The 18,201-nt window shown below is 64.1% G+C and carries 18 protein-coding genes; 6 read left to right on the forward strand and 12 right to left on the reverse strand.

Annotated features, from left to right (window positions below; all coding sequences use genetic code 11):
- Nucleotides 1-51 precede the first annotated feature (51 nt).
- The 7 genes from FRZ40_RS28780 to FRZ40_RS28810 all read right to left on the reverse strand — a co-directional run bounded on the left by FRZ40_RS28780 (nt 52) and on the right by FRZ40_RS28810 (nt 10,638).
- Nucleotides 52-1,314, reverse strand: a complete 1,263-nt coding sequence (locus FRZ40_RS28780; protein ID WP_028365412.1) for an MFS transporter — start codon at nt 1,312-1,314, stop codon at nt 52-54.
- Between the two features lie 14 nt (nt 1,315-1,328).
- Nucleotides 1,329-2,102, reverse strand: coding sequence for a peptidylprolyl isomerase (locus tag FRZ40_RS28785; protein ID WP_028365411.1), 774 nt, complete (start codon nt 2,100-2,102; stop codon nt 1,329-1,331).
- 10 nt (nt 2,103-2,112) lie between these two features.
- On the reverse strand, nt 2,113-2,796 hold the full coding sequence (gene narI / locus FRZ40_RS28790) for a respiratory nitrate reductase subunit gamma (protein WP_147236367.1): 684 nt from the start codon (nt 2,794-2,796) through the stop codon (nt 2,113-2,115).
- Nucleotides 2,793-3,542, reverse strand: coding sequence for a nitrate reductase molybdenum cofactor assembly chaperone (gene narJ, locus FRZ40_RS28795; protein WP_147236368.1), 750 nt, complete (start codon nt 3,540-3,542; stop codon nt 2,793-2,795). Before narJ ends, narI begins: the two co-directional genes overlap by 4 nt.
- A 1-nt stretch (nt 3,543) precedes the next feature.
- Nucleotides 3,544-5,070, reverse strand: coding sequence for a nitrate reductase subunit beta (gene narH / locus FRZ40_RS28800; protein WP_147236369.1), 1,527 nt, complete (start codon nt 5,068-5,070; stop codon nt 3,544-3,546).
- Complete coding sequence (locus FRZ40_RS28805; protein ID WP_147236370.1) at nt 5,067-8,864, reverse strand: nitrate reductase subunit alpha; 3,798 nt, start codon at nt 8,862-8,864, stop codon at nt 5,067-5,069. Before FRZ40_RS28805 ends, narH begins: the two co-directional genes overlap by 4 nt.
- Before the next feature lie 379 nt (nt 8,865-9,243).
- A complete protein-coding gene (locus tag FRZ40_RS28810) occupies nt 9,244-10,638 on the reverse strand; it encodes a dihydrolipoyl dehydrogenase (RefSeq protein ID WP_147236371.1) in 1,395 nt (464 codons plus the stop codon).
- A gap of 164 nt (nt 10,639-10,802) precedes the next feature.
- On the opposite strand from FRZ40_RS28810, the gene FRZ40_RS28815 reads away from it, so the two are divergent.
- The 3 genes from FRZ40_RS28815 (at nt 10,803) to grxC (ending at nt 12,736) form a co-directional block, all read left to right on the forward strand.
- Nucleotides 10,803-11,840, forward strand: a complete 1,038-nt coding sequence (locus FRZ40_RS28815; RefSeq protein WP_147236372.1) for an AraC family transcriptional regulator — start codon at nt 10,803-10,805, stop codon at nt 11,838-11,840.
- Between the two features lie 252 nt (nt 11,841-12,092).
- Nucleotides 12,093-12,431, forward strand: coding sequence for a DUF4148 domain-containing protein (locus tag FRZ40_RS28820; RefSeq protein WP_147236373.1), 339 nt, complete (start codon nt 12,093-12,095; stop codon nt 12,429-12,431).
- A 32-nt stretch (nt 12,432-12,463) separates the two neighbouring features.
- Complete coding sequence (gene grxC, locus FRZ40_RS28825) at nt 12,464-12,736, forward strand: glutaredoxin 3 (RefSeq protein WP_147236374.1); 273 nt, start codon at nt 12,464-12,466, stop codon at nt 12,734-12,736.
- 73 nt (nt 12,737-12,809) lie between these two features.
- On the opposite strand, the gene FRZ40_RS28830 is transcribed toward grxC, so the two are convergent.
- The 4 genes from FRZ40_RS28830 to FRZ40_RS28845 form a co-directional block, all read right to left on the reverse strand.
- Nucleotides 12,810-13,709: a M23 family metallopeptidase gene (locus FRZ40_RS28830; protein ID WP_147236375.1), complete on the reverse strand. Its 900-nt coding sequence runs from the start codon at nt 13,707-13,709 to the stop codon at nt 12,810-12,812.
- A 226-nt stretch (nt 13,710-13,935) separates the two neighbouring features.
- A complete protein-coding gene (locus tag FRZ40_RS28835) occupies nt 13,936-14,175 on the reverse strand; it encodes a hypothetical protein (protein ID WP_147236376.1) in 240 nt (79 codons plus the stop codon).
- A 53-nt stretch (nt 14,176-14,228) separates the two neighbouring features.
- Complete coding sequence (locus FRZ40_RS28840; protein ID WP_028365401.1) at nt 14,229-14,933, reverse strand: YceH family protein; 705 nt, start codon at nt 14,931-14,933, stop codon at nt 14,229-14,231.
- A gap of 132 nt (nt 14,934-15,065) precedes the next feature.
- Nucleotides 15,066-15,455, reverse strand: a complete 390-nt coding sequence (locus FRZ40_RS28845) for a DUF3022 domain-containing protein (protein ID WP_147236377.1) — start codon at nt 15,453-15,455, stop codon at nt 15,066-15,068.
- Between the two features lie 206 nt (nt 15,456-15,661).
- Here FRZ40_RS28845 and FRZ40_RS28850 point away from each other — a divergent pair, with 206 nt between their 5' ends.
- The 3 genes from FRZ40_RS28850 (at nt 15,662) to FRZ40_RS28860 (ending at nt 17,249) form a co-directional block, all read left to right on the forward strand.
- Entirely contained in the window at nt 15,662-16,090 is a 429-nt protein-coding gene (locus FRZ40_RS28850; RefSeq protein WP_147236378.1) for a TOBE domain-containing protein, read from the forward strand.
- 177 nt (nt 16,091-16,267) lie between these two features.
- Nucleotides 16,268-16,759 (forward strand): molybdopterin-dependent oxidoreductase, encoded by a 492-nt coding sequence (locus FRZ40_RS28855; protein ID WP_147236379.1) that lies wholly within the window; start codon nt 16,268-16,270, stop codon nt 16,757-16,759.
- Between the two features lie 166 nt (nt 16,760-16,925).
- Nucleotides 16,926-17,249 (forward strand): winged helix-turn-helix domain-containing protein, encoded by a 324-nt coding sequence (locus tag FRZ40_RS28860; protein ID WP_028365397.1) that lies wholly within the window; start codon nt 16,926-16,928, stop codon nt 17,247-17,249.
- Between the two features lie 86 nt (nt 17,250-17,335).
- Here FRZ40_RS28860 and FRZ40_RS28865 read toward each other — a convergent pair whose 3' ends face one another.
- Nucleotides 17,336-18,169, reverse strand: a complete 834-nt coding sequence (locus tag FRZ40_RS28865; protein ID WP_147236380.1) for a DMT family transporter — start codon at nt 18,167-18,169, stop codon at nt 17,336-17,338.
- Nucleotides 18,170-18,201: the final 32 nt, after the last annotated feature.

Consider the following 18,201-nt stretch of genomic DNA (forward strand, 5'->3'; position numbering starts at 1 on the left):
ACGATGCTTGACGGGCAGCGTCGCGCAGCGGCGTGCAGCGGTGTGCGAGGCTCACCCCGTCACAGGCGTGCGTTTCACTTCCGACAGATAGATCAGGATCAGCGAGACCCATACGATCCCGTAGAGAAACATGAAGCACGTCGAGCGGATCTTGAAGAAGTCGAGCAGGATGCCGAACAGGATCGGCAGCAGAAAACCTCCCAGCCCGCCCGCAAGGCCCACGATGCCCGTCACCACGCCCATGTTGTCGGGGAAGTCGTCGGCGACGTATTTGAACGTCGACGCCATGCCGAAAGCGAACACGGCACCGAGCAGGAAAGCCAGCAGCACGAACACGATGAGCGTGACTTCGATATGCAGCGTACGCGTACCGTCGATGGTGTGAATCACCAGGTCGGTCGACGGGTACGACAGCAGAAACAGGCAGACCCACGCGACCCACAATCCCCACCACGTGACGCTGTGCGCGCCGAAGCGATCGGCGAGTCCGCCGCCTACCGCCCGAAGCACCGAGCCCGGCAGCGAGAAACCCGCGGCAAACGCGGACGCCATCACGAGCGACATTCCGTATTCGGCCTTCAGATATTGCGGTATCCACAATGACAGCGCCGTAAAACCGCCGAACGTGATCGAGTAGTACTGGCACAGACGCCACACAGTCGGATTGCGCAGCACCTTGAACGAATCGAGGAGCGAACCCTGATTCTTGCCTGCGCCGGGATCGCGCGCTGACGCGAACCAGAAGATCAGCGCGGTGACGAGCAACGCGACGGCATAGACGCGCGGCACGAAGCGCCAGCCATACGCGGCCTGCAAGGACGGCGTGACGAACAGATTCACTGCCGCGCCCGAGGTACCCGCGCCGAAAAACCCCATCGCGAAGCCGCGTCGTTCGGGCGGGAAGAAACGCGCGACGTAAGGTGTGCCCACCGCGAACGATGCACCGACGCAACCCAGAAACAGCCCGATCAGCAGGAACTGCCAGAACGCCGTCGCGTAGCTGACGACATACACGGGTATCGCGCAGACGACCAGCAGCACCGTCATCACGATGCGTCCGCCGAAGCGGTCGGTCCACGCGCCGAGCGGCAGCCGCATCAGCGCGCCCGTCAGCACGGGCGTCGACGTCAGCAGGCCGAATTGCGTGCTGTTGAGGTGCAGGTCTTCGCGCAGTTGTACGCCCAGCACGCCGAACATCATCCATACGACGAAGCAGACCAGAAACGCCAGCGTGCTCGACAGCAACACGGACCACGCCTGCAAGCCGATGGCGGGTGTGCCGCCGATTTTGTTCGCACCGCTGTGTGTGCTCATAGGTTTTACCTCTCTTATTGAAGCAGCGGCCCGTTGGCCTCGCCGAGTTGCGCGCCTTCGATTCGCGCACGCGACGCGAGCACCGTCACGTACTGCTGGATCGCCTTGTGGCGGACGCGTTCGCCGAGAAAGCGCGCGATATCGGCTTCGACCTGGTCGAACGCCAGGCGCTCGCCGTCGACACGCCGCTCGATACGAACGATATGAAACCCGAAGCGCGTATTCACGAGCCTCGACAGCACGCCCGTGTCTTGCGTATCGAACACGGCGCGCTCGAATTCGGGCACGCTGTCGCCGCGCAGCAACTGACCAAGACTGCCGCCGACGCCCGACGAAGGGCAGTTCGACACTTCGCGTGCGGTGTGCTCGAAGGTTTCTGGCGCGGCGAGAATGGCGTGCAGCGTGGCTTCGGCTTTCTGCCGGATCAACGCGAGCGGCGCATGTTCCGTGATGGCGAACAGAATATGGCTCGCGAATACGATGTCATTGCGACGGAACCTCGCAGGATGACTTTCGTAGTAGCGCTCGCAGTCCGCGCGCGTCGCTGTCGGCACGCTGAGTTCTTTTTCAAGCAGTTGGTCTAGCGAAGCATCGTCCAACGAGTCGTTATCCGAAATCAGCTTCAGTTCGACTGCGCGTTGCCGCAGCAATTCGCGGATCAGCAATGCCTGCCGCGCCGCTTCGAGCGGATCGGGTGTATCTGTTTGATGTTCGAGTTCGGCGTCGATGGCTACGGGATCGATGTCGATGCCGTTCACGCGCAACGTAGAGTGTTCGATCGTGCTCATCGTCGTCTCCTCAGCGCTTGCGCACGAGTTGATACGGACGGATCAGATACGCAATGGACGCGAAGCCGCTCCAGATATGCACCATCCGCGTAAAAGGGGTGATCAGGAAGATCGTGAAGCCGAGCGCGATATGCAACTGATACGTGAGCGGGACGCCGACCAGCAGGCTCGCGATATTCGGCTGGAAGGTGACGACGCCCTTCACGTAATCGGTGAGTTGTTCGAACATCGCGCCGTCCATATGACGCATCGACAGCACGACGGTGCCGAGACCGAGCGCGAGCTGCACCCACAAGATCAGCACGATCGCGATGTCGGAGATGCGGCTGTTGCGGCGGATGCGCACATCGGAAAGCCGCCGGTGTATCAGGATGCTCAGGCCGATGATCGCGACGACACCCGCCGCGCCCCCCGCGACCATCGCGAGCAGCTGATGCATCGACGCAGACAGGAACGGCGACACGAGCCAGTGCGGCGCGAGAAAGCCGACGAAATGCCCGCCGACCACGACGAGAATGCCGAAGTGGAACAGGTTGCTGCCGAGCCGCAGCGCCCCATGCCGCAGCATCTGCGACGAATCGCTTTTCCACGTGTATTGCTCGCGATCGAACCGCACGAGGCTGCCGAGCAGCAGCACGGCAAGACAGATGTACGGATAAATGCCGAACACGAACTGATGAAAATAGTCGCTCATGACCTGTTCTCCCGTTTGTCTGGATTGCCCGGATTGCCTGGCGAGCGGCTGTCGTAGAAGTGAATGGGCGCCTCGGCGGGTGCGTGTGTGGGCGTCATCGCGCCGACGAAGCGCACGGGTTCGTCGGCCCAGGCGGCGTCGAGTGCGCGATAGTCGGCGGGTGTCGGCGCCTTTTGTGCGTCGTCGTCGTGCAAGGCGTCGGGCTTCTCGCCCTTGCCGACGCCCGCGAGCGGCAGCAGCGCACCGACCACGAAGCTGTACGGGCTGCCGCGTCTGGCGAGCTGCGCGGTGATCGATTGCAGGATCTCGCCCGTTTCCGCGAGCAGCGAGCGCGCGTCCGCAGCGGGAAGGCGCGACAGATATTCGAGGAACACGGGCAGATAGTCGGGCAGTTCGCCGGCAGCGAGATGCAGGCCGTGCGTCTCGTACATGCGCAGCAGGTCGACCATCGCTTGCCCGCGATCGCGCGATTCGCCGTGCACATGCTCGAACAGATAGAGCGATGTCGCGCGGCCGCGATCGAACAGCGCGACGTAGTTCTCCTGAAGCGTAAAGAGATCGCGCTGCGTGCAATAGTCGATGAACTGGTCGAGGCCCGCGCGCGCGTCGCGGCTCAGGCCGCGTTCGCCGCGCAGCAGCTCGCGCGCTTCGGGCAGCGCATCGAGCAGCGGCGCGTCCGGATAGCTCAGCAGTGCGCCGAGCACCGCATAGGCCGCGCCGGGTGGAATGGCATCACGTGAACCCATGTCAGAACTCCTGGCGGATCGGAATCTTGCGGTTGCTCTTTTTCGTCGTGAAGAGACTCGCCTCGGAGCGGCCATCCGAGCAGCCGTTGCCGAACGAGAAGCCGCACGACGAGCGCAGATCGAAGGCGTCTTCCGCGTACTCGCGATGCGAGGTGGGAATCACGAAGCGGTCTTCGAAGTTGGCGATGGCCAGATAGCGGTACATGTCCTCGACTTGCGCGACGTTCAGTCCCGCCTGTTTGAGCACGCCGGGCGCGTCGACCTGATCGACGTGACGCGCGCGCATGAACGCGCGCATCGCGAGCAGCCGTTCGAGCGCGAGCTTGACGGGTGCTTCCTTGCCCGCCGTCAGCAGGTTCGCGAGATAGCGCAGCGGAATGCGCAGCGAGTCGATGTCGGGCAAGTAGCCGTTCATGCCGAGTTCGCCGCTGTTGGCGGCCGCGTTGATGGGCGACAGGGGCGGGACGTACCAGACCATCGGCAGCGTCCGATATTCCGGATGCAGCGGAAACGCAATCTTCCAGTCGATGGCCATCTTGTAGACGGGCGAACGGCGCGCGCCTTCGAGCCATGCAGCAGGCATGCCGTCGCGCTCGGCTTGCGCGATCACTTCGGGGTCGTTCGGGTCCAGAAACACGGACAGCTGCGCTTCGTACAGATCGGCTTCATTCTCGACGCTCGCCGCTTCGCTGATACGGTCCGCGTCGTACAGCATCACACCGAGGTAGCGGATGCGGCCCACGCAGGTCTCCGAGCAAACGGTAGGCTGGCCCGCCTCGATACGCGGATAGCAGAAGATACATTTCTCCGCCTTGCCGCTGTGCCAGTTGAAATAGATCTTCTTGTACGGGCAACCGGACACGCACATGCGCCAGCCACGGCACTTGTCCTGATCGATCAGCACGATGCCGTCTTCCTCGCGCTTGTAGATCGAGCCGGATGGACACGACGCGACGCACGCGGGGTTCAGGCAGTGCTCGCACAGCCGCGGCAGATACATCATGAAGGTGTTTTCAAACTGCCCGTAGATATCCTTCTGCACGTTCTCGAAGTTGTAGTCCTTCGAGCGCTTTTCGAATTCGCCGCCGAGTATCTCTTCCCAGTTCGGACCCCACTCGATCTTTTCCAGCCGTTCGCCGCTGATCAGCGAACGTGGCCGCGCAACGGGCATCGCCTTCGTGTCGCCCGCATCCTGCAGATGCGCGTAGTCGAACGTGAAGGGCTCGTAGTAGTCGTCGATCTCGGGCAAATGCGGATTCGCGAAGATCTGCGCGAGCAGCCGCCACTTGCTGCCGAGACGCGGCTCGATCTTGCCGTCGGCCTTGCGTTTCCATCCGCCGTGCCAGCGTTCCTGATTCTCCCAGTCCTTCGGATAGCCGATGCCCGGCTTCGTCTCGACATTGTTGAACCACGCGTATTCCATGCCTTCGCGGCTCGTCCACACGTTCTTGCATGTCACCGAGCACGTATGGCAGCCGATGCATTTGTCGAGATTGAGCACCATCGCAATCTGCGCGCGAACCTTCATGGGGTTTCTCCTTGACGCTGCTTGTGTTCGGTGGCGGGATTGACGGGATCGGCAGGCGCATCGTCGAGCCAGTCGATATGTTTCATCTTGCGCACGATCAGGAATTCGTCGCGGTTCGAGCCGACCGTGCCGTAGTAATTGAAGCCATACGCGAGCTGCGCATAGCCGCCGATCATATGCGTCGGTTTCAGCGCGACGCGCGTGACCGAGTTGTGAATGCCGCCGCGCGTGCCCGTGATTTCGGAGCCCGGCGTGTTCACGATCTTTTCCTGCGCGTGATACATCATCACCATGCCGTGCGGAATGCGCTGGCTGACGACGGCGCGCGCGCATAGCGCGCCGTTCGCGTTGTAGCACTCGATCCAGTCGTTGTCCGTCACCCCGATGCTGTGCGCGTCGTGTTCCGACATCCACACGATCGGGCCGCCGCGTGACAACGTGAGCATCAGCAGATTGTCGGTGTATGTGCTATGGATGCCCCATTTCTGATGCGGCGTGATGAAATTCAGCACGATCTCCGGGTTGCCGTTCGAGCGCGCGCCGAGCATCTTCTCGTAGTTGCCCGTTTCGATAGGCGGCTTGTAGACGCATAGCGATTCGCCGAATGCGCGCATCCACACATGATCCTGATAGAGCTGCTGGCGACCGCTGAGGGTGCGCCACGGAATCAGTTCGTGCACGTTGGTATAGCCCGCGTTGTACGACACGTGCTCGGACTCGATGCCGCTCCATGTCGGCGAAGAGATGATCTTGCGCGGCTGCGCCTGAATGTCGCGAAAGCGGATTTTCTCGTCCGCGCGCGCGTCGGCGAGATGCGCGTGCTCGATGCCCGTCAACGACGACACCGCCTGCCATGCCTTCACCGCGACAGCGCCGTTGGTTTCGGGCGCGAGCGACAGGATGACTTCGGCGGCATCGAGCGCCGTGTCGATGCGCGGGCGTCCTTCCGTGCCAGTGGCTTTCGAACGCGCGTCACCATTCGCGACGCGATAGTTCAGCTCGCCGAGCAGTGCGACTTCGTCTTTCGTATCCCACGCAATGCCTTTACCGCCGTTGCCGAGCTTGTCCATCAGCGGTCCCAGCGACGTGAAACGGTCATACGTGGCGGGATAGTCGCGCTCGACGACGATCACGGAAGGCATCGTCTTGCCGGGCACCGGCTCGCATTCGCCCTGTTTCCAGTCGCGCACGTCGAACGGCTGCGCGAGTTCGGCGGGACTGTCGTGCGCAATCGGCGCGAGCACGACATCGCGTTCTACACCGAGATGCCCGACGCTCAGTTCGGAAAAGCGCTTCGCGATGCCCTTGAAGATTTCCCAGTCGCTCTTCGACTGCCACGCGGGATCGACGGCTGCCGATAGGGGATGAATGAACGGATGCATGTCCGACGTGTTCATGTCGTCCTTCTCGTACCACGTTGCCGTGGGCAGCACGACGTCGGAGTACATGCAGGTGGTCGACATGCGGAAGTCGAGCGTGACGAGCAGATCGAGTTTGCCGCGCGGCGCTTCGTTATGCCACGTGATCTCCTCGGGGCGCGGATGCCCCGACTTGACCACCTCCTCGCCTTGCACGCCGTTCGTGGTGCCGAGCAGATGCTTGAGGAAGTACTCGTGGCCTTTGCCCGACGAGCCGAGCAGGTTGGAGCGCCACACGAACAGATTGCGCGGGAAGTTCGTCGGGCTGTCGGGGTCTTCGCAGGCCATGCGAAGACTGCCCGCTTTCAGATCACGTGCGATGGTGGCGCCCGCTTGAGCGGGATCGCTCAGCGCGCGGCCGACGTCGAGCGGATTGGCGTCGAGTTGCGGCGCCGACGGCAGCCAGCCCATGCGTTCGGCGCGCACGTTGTAGTCGATGGGCGCGCCGTGAAACTGCTTTTTCTCAGCGAGCGGCGACAGCAGGGCGGTCGGATCCATCGGGTCGTAGCGCCACTGGTCCGTGTGCGCGTAGAAGAACGAGGTGGAGTTCATCTGGCGCGGCGGACGGTTCCAGTCGAGCGCGAAAGCTAGCGCGGTCCAGCCCGTCTGCGGACGCAGCTTCTCCTGACCCACGTAATGCGACCATCCGCCACCCGACTTGCCGATGCAGCCGCACATGATCAGCATGTTGATGATCGCGCGGTACGACATGTCCATATGGAACCAGTGGTTGATGCCCGCGCCGATGATCACCATCGACTTGCCCTGCGTCTTGTGTGCGTTCTCCGCGAACTGCCGCGCGACGTTGATCACGTCGGCGCGCTTGACGCCCGTGATCGCTTCCTGCCATGCGGGCGTGTAGGGCAGATCGTCGTCGTAGCTCGCGGCGATGTGCTCGCCGCCGAGGCCTTGATCGAGACCATAGTTCGCGACGTAGAGGTCATAGACGGTGGCGACCAGCATGTCGCCGTTACGCGTCGCGATGCGTCGCACGCCGATCTTGCGCGACAGTTCCGAAGCATGCGACGTGTGATTGAAATGCGGATGCTGGATATTGCCGAAGTACGGGAACAGCACGTCGGCGACTTCGTCGTGGGCATCGACGAGCGAGAGCCGCGGCTCGATGGAGGCGCCCGAAGCCGCTTGCTGCTTCAGATTCCATTTGCCCTTGTCCTCGCCTTCCTTTTGTCCCCAGCGGAATCCCGCCGAGCCCATGGGCACGACGGCTTCATTGCTGGCGGTGTCGATCACAACCGTCTTCCAATCGGGGTTGTTGGCCTGACCCAGTGCATCGTCGAAATCCGATGCGCGCACGAGACGCTCGGGCACATAGCGGTCGCCGCGCGCGACGAGGCGCACGAGGCACGGCATGTCGGTGAAGCGGCGGCAATAGTCGATGAAGTAATCGCTCTTGCCCGCGAGGTGAAATTCCTTGAGGATCACGTGACCCATTGCGAGCGCGAGCGCCGCGTCGGTGCCTTGCTTCGGATGCAGCCAGATGTCGCCGAACTTCGCACCCTCCGCGTAGTCGGGAAAGATCGAGACGATCTTCGTGCCCTTGTAGCGCACCTCGGTCATGAAGTGCGCGTCGGGCGTGCGGGTCTGCGGCACATTGGAGCCCCACATCATGATGAACGTGGAGTTGTACCAGTCGGCGGATTCGGGCACGTCGGTTTGCTCGCCCCACGTTTGCGGGGACGCGGGCGGAAGATCGCAATACCAGTCGTAAAAGCTCAGGCACACGCCGCCGATCAGCGACAGATAACGCGAGCCCGCGGCATACGACACCATCGACATCGCGGGGATCGGCGAGAAGCCCACTACGCGGTCGGGCCCATGACGCCTGACGGTGTAAACGTTGGCGGCGGCGACGATCTCGTTGACCTCGTCCCATGTCGAACGAATGAACCCGCCGAGTCCGCGCCGGCTCTGATAGCTGCGGCGCGCCGCGTCGTCGTCGACGATCGACTGCCAGGCCTGCACGGGCTCCATCGACTGACGCCTTTCGCGCCAGAGCTTGATCAGCGCACTGCGCACGAGCGGATACTTGAGGCGATTCGCGCTATACAGATACCACGAATACGACGCACCTCGCGAACAGCCGCGCGGTTCGTGATTGGGCATGTCGGGACGCGTACGCGGATAGTCGGTCTGCTGTGTTTCCCACGTGACGATGCCGCCCTTGACGTAAATCTTCCACGAGCATGAGCCGGTGCAATTCACGCCATGTGTCGAACGCACGATCTTGTCGTGCTGCCATCGTTGCCGATATGCATCTTCCCACTTTCTGTCTTCGTCTGTGACGGCTCCATGTCCATCGGAGAATTGCGGCCGGGCCGTTGTGAAATAGCGCAACCTGTCCAGAAAGTGGCTCATGGAAATCCTGTTATCGGGGGACGGTTTAGAACATTAAAGTCGGCGAACCTGAATAAGTAAAGTTGACACATATTTGAGGTCGACCGCATTGATCTTTGTCAATTCGGGCAACGATCGATGCAATTGATGCGAAATATGCAGATGCAAAAGCATGCGGGATGCGCGTTCAACACCAATATCACATGTCGTGATATATCGGTGAACGACTTTGTGTCATACGCGTGCGGTAGACAGGAAGGCGACGAATGGGCAGGCGGAAAAGAAAAACGCTGCCCCGGAGAACCCAATGTCTTGAAGATGACATGTCCGGGGCAGCGCTATAACAACACTCACAACTGACTAGACAATCGAAAACGGCAATGACCAGGCGAGTACCTGATTACGCCTTTGGCAAATGCGCTGCTGCATCGCGCAAAGCCGTGCGCAAGCCTTCTTCGACGACGGGGTGGTAGAACGGCATCGCCAGCATCGCGTCGACCGTGAGGTTCATCTGCAGCGCCCATGCAAGCAGATGCGCAATGTGCTCGGCGTCCGGCCCGATCCATTCGGCGCCCACGAAGCGTCGCGTCGCGTTGTCGACATACACGTGCATCAGTCCGCGATTGCGCAGCATCACGCGGCTGCGGCCCTGGTCTTCGAAGCTCACTTTGCCCGTCGCGAACGAGCCGGCTGCGAGATCCGCATGGCGCGCACCGACCATCGCGATGCCCGGCTCGGAGAACACCACCGAGATCGGCGCGCGACGCACCAGCGGCTTCACGTCAGGGTAACGTGCGGCGTTGTCACCGGCCGAGCGGCCTTCGTCGGCGGCTTCGTGCAACAGCGGCAGCACATCGTTCGCATCACCTGCGATGAACACGGGATGCGTGCCCGCCTGAAGCGTCAGCGGATCGAACACGGGCACGCCGCGCGCGTCGAGTTCGAGCGTCGTGTTGTGCAGCGCGAGCTTGTCCATATTCGGACGGCGGCCCGCCGTGACGAGTACATAGTCGAACGTGTCTTCGCGCAGTTCACCTTCGCCGTTGCGATAGCGCAGATGCACGCTGTCGCCTTCGCGCGTCGCGGCTTCGACCTGCGCATGCGGCTCGAAGTGGAACACATCGCTGAACACGTTGCGCGCATAGTCCTTGATCGCGGGATCGCTCAACGGTCCGACGCGGCCGCGTGCGCCGAGCATCGTCACCTCGACGCCGAGCCATGCGAGCGCCTGGCCCAGTTCCAGCCCGATCACGCCTGCGCCGACCACGGCCACCTTGCGCGGCAGATCGTCCCATCCGAACACGTCGTCGTTGACGATTGCGCGGTCGCCGAGCGCCTGATACATCGCGGGCACATACGGCGACGAACCCGTGGCGATGACGACGCTCTTCGCGTGGACACGCGTATGGTCGCCGACCTGCAGCACGTTGTCGTCGATGAACTGCGCGTAGCCGATCAGCCGCTCGTCGTCGGGAATGCTCTCCGTCGATTCGACGACGAAGCCGACGAAGCGGTCGCGTTCGCGCTTGAGGCGCGCCATTACTTCGCGTCCGTCGATCCGCACGCCGCCCTCGACATGCACGCCGAACGGCGCCGTGCTGCGCGCCGCGTGCGCGGCTTCGGCGGCGGCGATCAGCAGCTTCGACGGCATACAGCCGACGCGCGCACACGTCGTTCCGTACGCGCCGCCTTCGATCAGCACGGCACTCGCGCCCGCCGCCCTGGCCGCGCGGAAGGCGGGCAGACCGGCGCTGCCGGCGCCAATCACTGCGACATCGATATGAAGCGTCTTCATGATGTTCCTCGCTCGGACGGATGGGTGGCGGAGTCAGGTACACCTGCGCCGCGCGCGCCGCTGTCGTCCAGTAGAATCGGTTTGCATTGCACGGTGTCACTGTACGGTTTCGGGTCCGCCGTGCTAATCCTCGAACGATTCAAAAACATGCTTATTCGGCTCATATGGATTTGCTAAGCCGCTTCCTGTCGCTGATGCCCGTGAGCGGGCGGGTGGATGTCCGCTGCCATTTCGGCGCGCCGTGGGCAATAGATGAAGGCCCTGCCGGCGTGCGCGAGATTCCATACCACGTGCTGCTGTCGGGGCGCGCGGTGCTCGAAGACGGCAATGGACCGCCCGAGCGTCTGGTGGCCGGCGACATCATCGTGTTTCCGACGGGCAGCCCGCACCGCATTCACGACGGCAGCGGCGCGCAGCCCGCGCCCGTCACTGAGCGGCGCAACATCACGCTGACGGTCGCGGAGAATAGCGGCACGGGCGAAACGGTCGATATCCTGTGCGGGCGGTTTCTGCTCGGGGCCGTGCCGGAGCGGCTGCTGCGCGACCATCTGCCGTCGCGGCTGGTGGTGCGCAGCGGCGCGCATGCGACGCCGCTCGGCGAATCGAACGGCGTGGTCACGGCCCGTGGCGAAGACGGCGTGACGCAGACGAGCGTCGCGGGCTCGCGGCTCGCGCGGCTGATCCAGTTGATGCGCGAAGAAGCCGCCGACGAATGTCCCGGCAGCGAAACGCTCGTCAATCATCTGTCGGCGGCGCTGTTTGCGTTGACGCTGCGCTTTGCCAGCGAAGCGGCGCAGGCGCCGCATGGCTTGCTGGCGCTGGCGGGGCGCCCGCGCTTGCAGGCGGCCGTGTCGGCGATGTTCGAATCGCCCGGCAAGCCGTGGACGCTCGACCAGTTCGCCGCGCTCTGCAACATGTCGCGCGCGACGTTCGTGCGGCAGTTTCAGGAAGCGATCGGCCGCTCGGCCACCGACGTGCTCACGGAAGTCCGCATGACGATCGCGGGGCGCATGCTGCTCGAATCGACGACGCCCGTCGGCGATATCGGCGAGACGGTCGGCTATCAGTCGGAAGCGGCGTTCCAGCGCGTGTTCAAGAAGCAGATCGGCGTGACGCCCGCGCGCTGGCGCGCGTCGGGCGGACATGTGCAGGCCGCGCAGGACGTATCGGACGACGAGGCTTCGCCCGCCGAGGTGGAATAGAGAATTTCAGAAAACGTACGGCACGGGTTCGGGGTCTTTCTCCCGAACCCGTACGTCGGCCTGTAGCCCTTGCCGTACAAGGCTTTTGCCGATCCCAACCGAACCGCGCGCCGCGCTTCGATTCGCACGGCCGGCAGGCGGTGAGCCGATCGGGCATCTTCATGAGACGCGCCGACATTAACGCCCCAGCGACGTGCCCCTACAGTTGAGCCATCCCGTCGACGACGGCAACTCTACTCGAAGGTGCTCATCATGAATCGCGTTTATCAGGCTCTCGTCCTCGCGGCTGCACTTGGTCTGCCGCTCGCGAGCCACGCGCAATCGCAATCGGCCGCGACGCGCGCACAGATTCGCGCCGAACTCGTCGCCGCGCAGCAATCCGGCCAGTATCCGCAAAGCGACACGAGCTATCCGGAGCCCGCGAACTATTCGGCCGCGGCGCCGCACGTGTTCCATCGCTCGCACGATCCGATCGCCGCGTCGTACGGTCCTTCGACGAACGGCAGCGCCGACTCGGGCTTCCGCGCCACGCGGGCGCGCTCGCTTGCCAACGCGCCCGCCGCGTTCGACGACGTCTATCGCGGCCAGTAAGCCGCATCCTCGCGACACACACGGAGAACACCATGTCCGCCATCACGATCTATACGACACCGACCTGCCCATACTGCCACGCCGCGAAAGCGCTGCTGACGAACAAGGGTGTGTCGTACAAGGAAGTCAACGTGCAGAACGATCGCGCGACGGCGCTTGCGCTGATGGAGCGCACGGGCCGCCGCACGGTGCCGCAGATTTTCATCGGCGAAACGCATGTGGGCGGATTCGACGATCTGAATGCGTTGGAAACGTCAGGCCGTCTCGATCCGCTGCTCGAAGCGAACGCGCTGCGCCAGGTTTGACGCGCGCGGAGCATGCGGCATGAGCCGCGAACGGCGGAGGCCGTTCGCGGCTTTTTTACTGACCGCCCGTTCCTTATGACCCGATGCGCGGCAGATAGGGCGCAGGGTCGACGGCCTTGCCCTCCTTGCGGACTTCGAACTGCATCGAGCCCTCGCCGCGTTCCGAGTTCGCCATCTCCGCAATCGTGTCGCCGCGCTTCACGTTCGTGCCTTCCTTCACCAGCAGCTTGCGGTTGTGGCCGTACGCGGTGACGAGCGTGTCGTCGTGCTTGATGACGACCAGCTTGCCATACGGTTTGCCGCCGTCGCCTGCGAACACGACGCGGCCGGGCGCTGCCGCTCTTACGGGGTCGCCGGCTTTGGCGGCGATCACCATGCCTTTCGATCTGCCCTGGCCATAGACCGCGCTCAAGATTCCGCGCGCGGGCCAGCCGAAGCGGGCTTTGTCGTTGTCAGCGGCGTCTTTCCTGTCGTCGCGCGCTTTGTCGGTTTTCGGCCTGGCGTCGGCCGTGTCGGGCTTCGCGGGCGCCTTGGCGGATGGTTGGGGCGTGAGCGCATCGCGTTCGACGGACGCATCGGACGGCGGCGCGATGCGCAGCACGCTGCCCGGTTCGATGTGGCCAGGATCGGCAAGGTTGTTCCATTTGACGATGTCGTCGCTACGCTGGCCGTGAGTCGTTGCGATGTGGTAGAGCGTGTCACCCGGCTTCACGCGGTAATAGCCGCCCGTCAGCGGCTTGTCCGCGCTCGTGCCGCCCGAGGACGCGCGCGGCGCGGGGCGATAGGCGGAAGCGGGCGCCTGCGTCGTCGGCTGCGTCGTCGGCTGGGTCGAACGGGCTTCGGGCGCCATTTGCCATGGCGGCGTCGCACAGCCGCCGACGGCCAATAGCACGAGCGGCGTGAGCGGCACCAGCGCGGTGAGACCCGCGCGAGACAGCCGGTTCAGGCGGCGATTCGATTGCGTATGTGTCATGTCGGTCTTCCCCTTGTCGTTCGACGATGTCGCTGCATCGGTTCAGGTCCGCCGGGCGGCGTAGAACGAGAATCTGACAGGGAGTGGCGACGAACGGTTCGGGAATCCTGAATGTTTTACAGCGCTTCGCGTTTATGCTTTTTTGCCGTGCGTTTGTGTTGCGAAGCGTCGTGTCCGCCGCGGATCTTCGATGCGTTCTTGCGTCGCGCAACGACGCGCCGCTCATCTACGAGCGGCGCTTTTTCCACGCGTAATCGGCGGACGGATCCGATGCGCCCGCCTTGCCGACGGATCGCGGGTTCTCGCTGCAAAGCGTGACGAAGCTCACGTCCTCGCCGGCAGCCTGCTTCTTGCGAAGCGTTTCCGTGAACGCGAGCGCCTGGGTCATCTGATCGTCGGGGAACCGCTCGAAGCGAGCGGTTCCCGTCGGCGTGCTGCCTTCTTCGAGCCAATACACGACGAACATGCGGTTCCTCTATTGCAGCGCCGATGAAAGCGGGCGGCGTCCGATGCGCACGCTCACAGCCGCCCCTTCAATTCGTCGAGCGATACGCCGAGTTCGCCCGCGAGATGCATGACGAGCGCCTCGAGCCGTTCGACGCGCTCGCTCAATTCGCGCTGCTGCGCGCGCAGGCCTTCGAGTTCGCCGGGCGGCAGCGGTTCGTCGGACAGCGCGGCGCCGCGCAGCTGTTCGGCGGACGGCTCGCCGCACAGCAGATGCATCCAGCGGCTCTCGCGCTCGCCCGGCGTGCGCGGGAGCTTGACGACGCGCGGCGGATCGTTGTCGGCCAGTTCTTCGAGAAACGCTTCGACGGATGAGGTATCGGCGAAGCTGTGCAGGCGCGAGGTGGCGAGCCGCAGTTCCGCCGCCGTTTGCGGGCCGCGCAGCAGCAGCGCTGTCAGCAACGCCGCCGACTGGCGCGGCAGGCCGAGCACGCGCTCCAGGTTGTGCTCGTAGCGCGGCACGCGGCTGCTGCTGCCTTCCAGCACGAGGGACAGACGCTTGAGACTGTTGATCGCGTCGAGAATCTCGCTTTCGCTGACGTTCATCACGGGCGAGCGCGAGGTCTTCTGGTTGCAGCCCGCCGCGAGCGAATTGAGCGACAGCGGATAGGTATCGGGGACCGTGTGCTGTTTCTCGAACAGCACGCCCAGCACGCGCGCTTCGAGCGGCGTGAGCGCGCGCAGGGCGGGGCGCGGGGTATCGTCGGTGGTCGAATTCATGGGCAATAGACTCAAAGGAAAGGCCGCGTCTGCGAGAGCGCGAGCACCGGGCTCGCGCGATAGCATAGTCTATTGCCCCGGCGGCCGGACCGGAAGCGCCGATGCGCCAGCCGGCTTCCCGGTCCCGGACTGCTACAGCATGCTGTACGGCTCGTCGGGCACGTCGAACAGGGCGTCGTCGGCCTCGAGTTCGACCGAACAGTTGTCCGCCGATCCGGGCCGCGCCCGCGATGCATCGACGTGCCGGCGCACCAGATCCTTCAGGCGGTCCTGCACGACCCGCCGTTTGGCCGTCTCCAGCGCGGCATAGCGATCGATCTGGGCGTCGACGAGTTTGACTGTCGCGACACAGCGCGCATCCAGCGTCGTATCGCGACCCGTTTCGACGACCCACGAGAGCGTCAGATAAGTGGATGGGCCTTCCTGATACGCGCTCACGGTCGGCGCTTTCGACGATTCGAACATGCGCGCGAGAGCCAGTTCGATTTCCTCGATGCGCTGCGACAATCCAATCGTGTTCATGGCTGCTCCTTGTCTGTCTGGTGTTCTCCTTACGGAGGGAAGCAACCGGGATGCCAGGCATGCCGCACTGCACCGAACGGCGGCCGCCATGCCTGCGCGCAGGCGCGGACGCGGTTGGCGGGCTGTCATAGCCACGGGTTACACTGCCCGATCGCTTGCATTCCACACTTCAAGAACAGGCAAGGGGCAACCCGAAGGAGAGTCACATGCGTACCAGCGCCCGCAATCATTTCGCCGGTCAGGTCACGGCCGTCAAGAACGGCGCCGTCAACGACGAAGTTACGCTCCGCACGCAGGACGGACTCGAGATCGTCGCGGTCATCACGCACAGCAGCGCGACGTCGCTCGGACTCGCGGCGGGCAAGCCGGCGTTCGCGCTCGTCAAGGCATCGTCGGTGATCGTGATGGTCGATGCCGACAGCAGCAAGGTCTCGGCGCGCAATTGCGTCGCGGGCACGGTCGCGTCGGTCACGAAGGGCGCCGTCAACAGCGAGGTCATCATCGCGGCGGCGGGCGGCGCGCAGATTGCGGCCATCGTCACCAACGACAGCGTCGAGCGTCTCGGCCTTGCGAGCGGCAAGGCGGCTGCGGCGATCTTCAAGGCTTCGAGCGTGATCGTGGGCGTCGACCAGTAAGGGTTTTGCGTCGATGCCGGTCGCGGGCGGCCAGTCCGCGTCCGGCGGCAGCGTGTCATAAGCCGTCCAATATGCCCTCTATGTTGCGCTTCCCTTGGGCAGTCTCAGCATCAGCGGCGTAATATATCCGCCGATACATCGCAGCCAGGATGCGCTGCAACGGAATGGAGACGGACGATGGGACTGACAGGCACGGCGGCGCTGCCGCTGCGGGACTCGGCGGCGGGTGCCGTTACGCTGGCGGGCGCCTTTGTGCGTCCGATGCGGGTGACGCTCGACGATCTGCGGCAGCACGCGAGCGTCACGGCCGATCCATTCGATCTGCGCTGCTACACGACCAATCGCTTCATCCGCAAGGTCGATCAATATCGTGGCGTGCTGCTGAAGGATCTGATCGGGCTGGCGGGCCTGCGCAACGACAAACCCGGCGATTTCAAGCGGACGGTTTTCATCGCGCACGCCCACGACGGCTACGCGGTGACCTTCTCGTGGCATGAGCTGTTCAATACGCCCATCGGCGAGCGCGTGCTCGTCGCGTTCGAGCGCGGCGACCAGCCGCTGTCCGCCAACGATGGCGCGCCCATTCTCTTCTCGGCCGCCGATATTCTGCCCGCGCCGCGCCATGTGAAACGGCTGTCGGGCGTCGTCGCGCGCGTGCTCGAACTGTGATGCGCTGATCTGCGCGGCCGTCGCCGCACGACGCCCGCGCGCCCGCGGATCGGTGCAAGTGCCGGTTGAATGGCCGCATATGGCATCGTGTATGCTTGCGCGCATGAGGCAACCGGCAGACAACATGAAAACATCGGCACATCCGAAGCCCGAGGTGCGCTTCAGAATGCGTATCCAGCAGGCCGGCACGATTGCGCTCGGACCGGGTAAGGTTGCGCTGCTCGAAGCGGTGCGCGAGCACGGCTCGATCTCGGCTGCGGCGCGCAGCCTGAAGATGTCGTATCGGCGCGCGTGGCTGTTGATGGATGAGCTGAACCGGTCGCTGAAAACACCCGCGACGGTGTCGGAGCACGGCGGGCAGAGCGGCGGCGGCAGCGTGCTGACGCCCGTCGGCGAAGAGATCATCCGGCTGTATCGCGGCATCGAGGCGCAGGCCTATGCCGCGTGTGCCGACGACATCGCCGCGCTGACGAAGATGGTGCGGCGCTAGTTCGCGACCGCTTCGTGTTGCTCCCGTTGCGCCTGCGTTTCAGCCGTGCCGCGGGACATGCGGCAATTTCATCGCCCGGTTTCTCGTCAGCGGCGCGCGACGACGAGCGCGATGCCGCCCAGTATGGCGAGGGCGCTCAGCGCGAGACGTGCTGTCAGCGGTTCGCCGAGCAGCGCGATGCCGCCCGCCGCGGCGATCAGTGGCACGCTCAGTTGCACGGTCGCCGCCGTCGCGGACGGAATGTGCTTCAGCGCGGCATACCAGATCACATAGCCGACGCCCGACGTTAACGCGCCCGAGATCGCCGCGAAAAGCAGGCCGGTTCTGTCGACGGATGCATGGGCGATCAGACTGGCACTGATCGCTGCAGCGAAGGGGGCCGCGCGAATGAAGTTGCCGGCCGTGGTGGCGGTGGGATCGGCGGCGCGTTTGCCGCGCAGCGAATAGACACCCCATGCGATGCCTGCGCCCAGCATCAGTAGCGACGCGAACGGAGGCGGCGCGCTGACGCCCGGCAGCACGAGACCGACGAGGCCCGCGAGCGCGCACGCGAGGCCGATCCATTGCCGCAGACGCAGGCGTTCGCCGCGGGCGAGTGCATAGCCGATCATCGTCGCCTGCACCGCGCCGAACAGCAGCAGCGCGCCCGTACCTGCCGCCAGCGAGACGTACGCGAACGAAAATGCCGCTGCATAGGCAAACAGCGCGAACGCCGACAGCCAGTTGCCGCCCACACGTTGCGATTCGCCGCGCATGCGCAGAATGATCCACAATGCGAGGGCCGCGGAGACGATACGCACCGTCGTGAACGTCGCAGGATCGATCGACGTGCCTTTGAGCGCGACGCGGCACAGCAGCGAATTGCCAGCGAAGGCGAACATCGCGACGATCGTCAGCAAGACGATGCGCACGCGTGGCATGGAGGGCTGAGCGGCAACCTGCATCGAAGGAA

Source organism: Paraburkholderia azotifigens (assembly GCF_007995085.1).
Lineage (GTDB): Bacteria > Pseudomonadota > Gammaproteobacteria > Burkholderiales > Burkholderiaceae > Paraburkholderia > Paraburkholderia azotifigens.

What these genes read in the sequence shown, in the direction of transcription:
- narH (WP_147236369.1), bottom strand. Translation starts at nt 5,070, where the DNA reads ATGAAGGTTCGCGCGCAGATTGCGATGGTGCTCAATCTCGACAAATGC.
- FRZ40_RS28850 (WP_147236378.1), top strand. Translation starts at nt 15,662, where the DNA reads ATGCGTACCAGCGCCCGCAATCATTTCGCCGGTCAGGTCACGGCCGTC.
- FRZ40_RS28840 (WP_028365401.1), bottom strand. Translation starts at nt 14,933, where the DNA reads ATGAATTCGACCACCGACGATACCCCGCGCCCCGCCCTGCGCGCGCTC.
- FRZ40_RS28805 (WP_147236370.1), bottom strand. Translation starts at nt 8,864, where the DNA reads ATGAGCCACTTTCTGGACAGGTTGCGCTATTTCACAACGGCCCGGCCG.
- FRZ40_RS28785 (WP_028365411.1), bottom strand. Translation starts at nt 2,102, where the DNA reads ATGAGCACGATCGAACACTCTACGTTGCGCGTGAACGGCATCGACATC.
- grxC (WP_147236374.1), top strand. Translation starts at nt 12,464, where the DNA reads ATGTCCGCCATCACGATCTATACGACACCGACCTGCCCATACTGCCAC.
- FRZ40_RS28860 (WP_028365397.1), top strand. Translation starts at nt 16,926, where the DNA reads ATGCGTATCCAGCAGGCCGGCACGATTGCGCTCGGACCGGGTAAGGTT.
- FRZ40_RS28855 (WP_147236379.1), top strand. Translation starts at nt 16,268, where the DNA reads ATGGGACTGACAGGCACGGCGGCGCTGCCGCTGCGGGACTCGGCGGCG.
- narJ (WP_147236368.1), bottom strand. Translation starts at nt 3,542, where the DNA reads ATGGGTTCACGTGATGCCATTCCACCCGGCGCGGCCTATGCGGTGCTC.
- narI (WP_147236367.1), bottom strand. Translation starts at nt 2,796, where the DNA reads ATGAGCGACTATTTTCATCAGTTCGTGTTCGGCATTTATCCGTACATC.
- FRZ40_RS28845 (WP_147236377.1), bottom strand. Translation starts at nt 15,455, where the DNA reads ATGAACACGATTGGATTGTCGCAGCGCATCGAGGAAATCGAACTGGCT.
- FRZ40_RS28815 (WP_147236372.1), top strand. Translation starts at nt 10,803, where the DNA reads ATGGATTTGCTAAGCCGCTTCCTGTCGCTGATGCCCGTGAGCGGGCGG.
- FRZ40_RS28820 (WP_147236373.1), top strand. Translation starts at nt 12,093, where the DNA reads ATGAATCGCGTTTATCAGGCTCTCGTCCTCGCGGCTGCACTTGGTCTG.
- FRZ40_RS28835 (WP_147236376.1), bottom strand. Translation starts at nt 14,175, where the DNA reads ATGTTCGTCGTGTATTGGCTCGAAGAAGGCAGCACGCCGACGGGAACC.
- FRZ40_RS28865 (WP_147236380.1), bottom strand. Translation starts at nt 18,169, where the DNA reads ATGCCACGCGTGCGCATCGTCTTGCTGACGATCGTCGCGATGTTCGCC.
- FRZ40_RS28780 (WP_028365412.1), bottom strand. Translation starts at nt 1,314, where the DNA reads ATGAGCACACACAGCGGTGCGAACAAAATCGGCGGCACACCCGCCATC.
- FRZ40_RS28830 (WP_147236375.1), bottom strand. Translation starts at nt 13,709, where the DNA reads ATGACACATACGCAATCGAATCGCCGCCTGAACCGGCTGTCTCGCGCG.
- FRZ40_RS28810 (WP_147236371.1), bottom strand. Translation starts at nt 10,638, where the DNA reads ATGAAGACGCTTCATATCGATGTCGCAGTGATTGGCGCCGGCAGCGCC.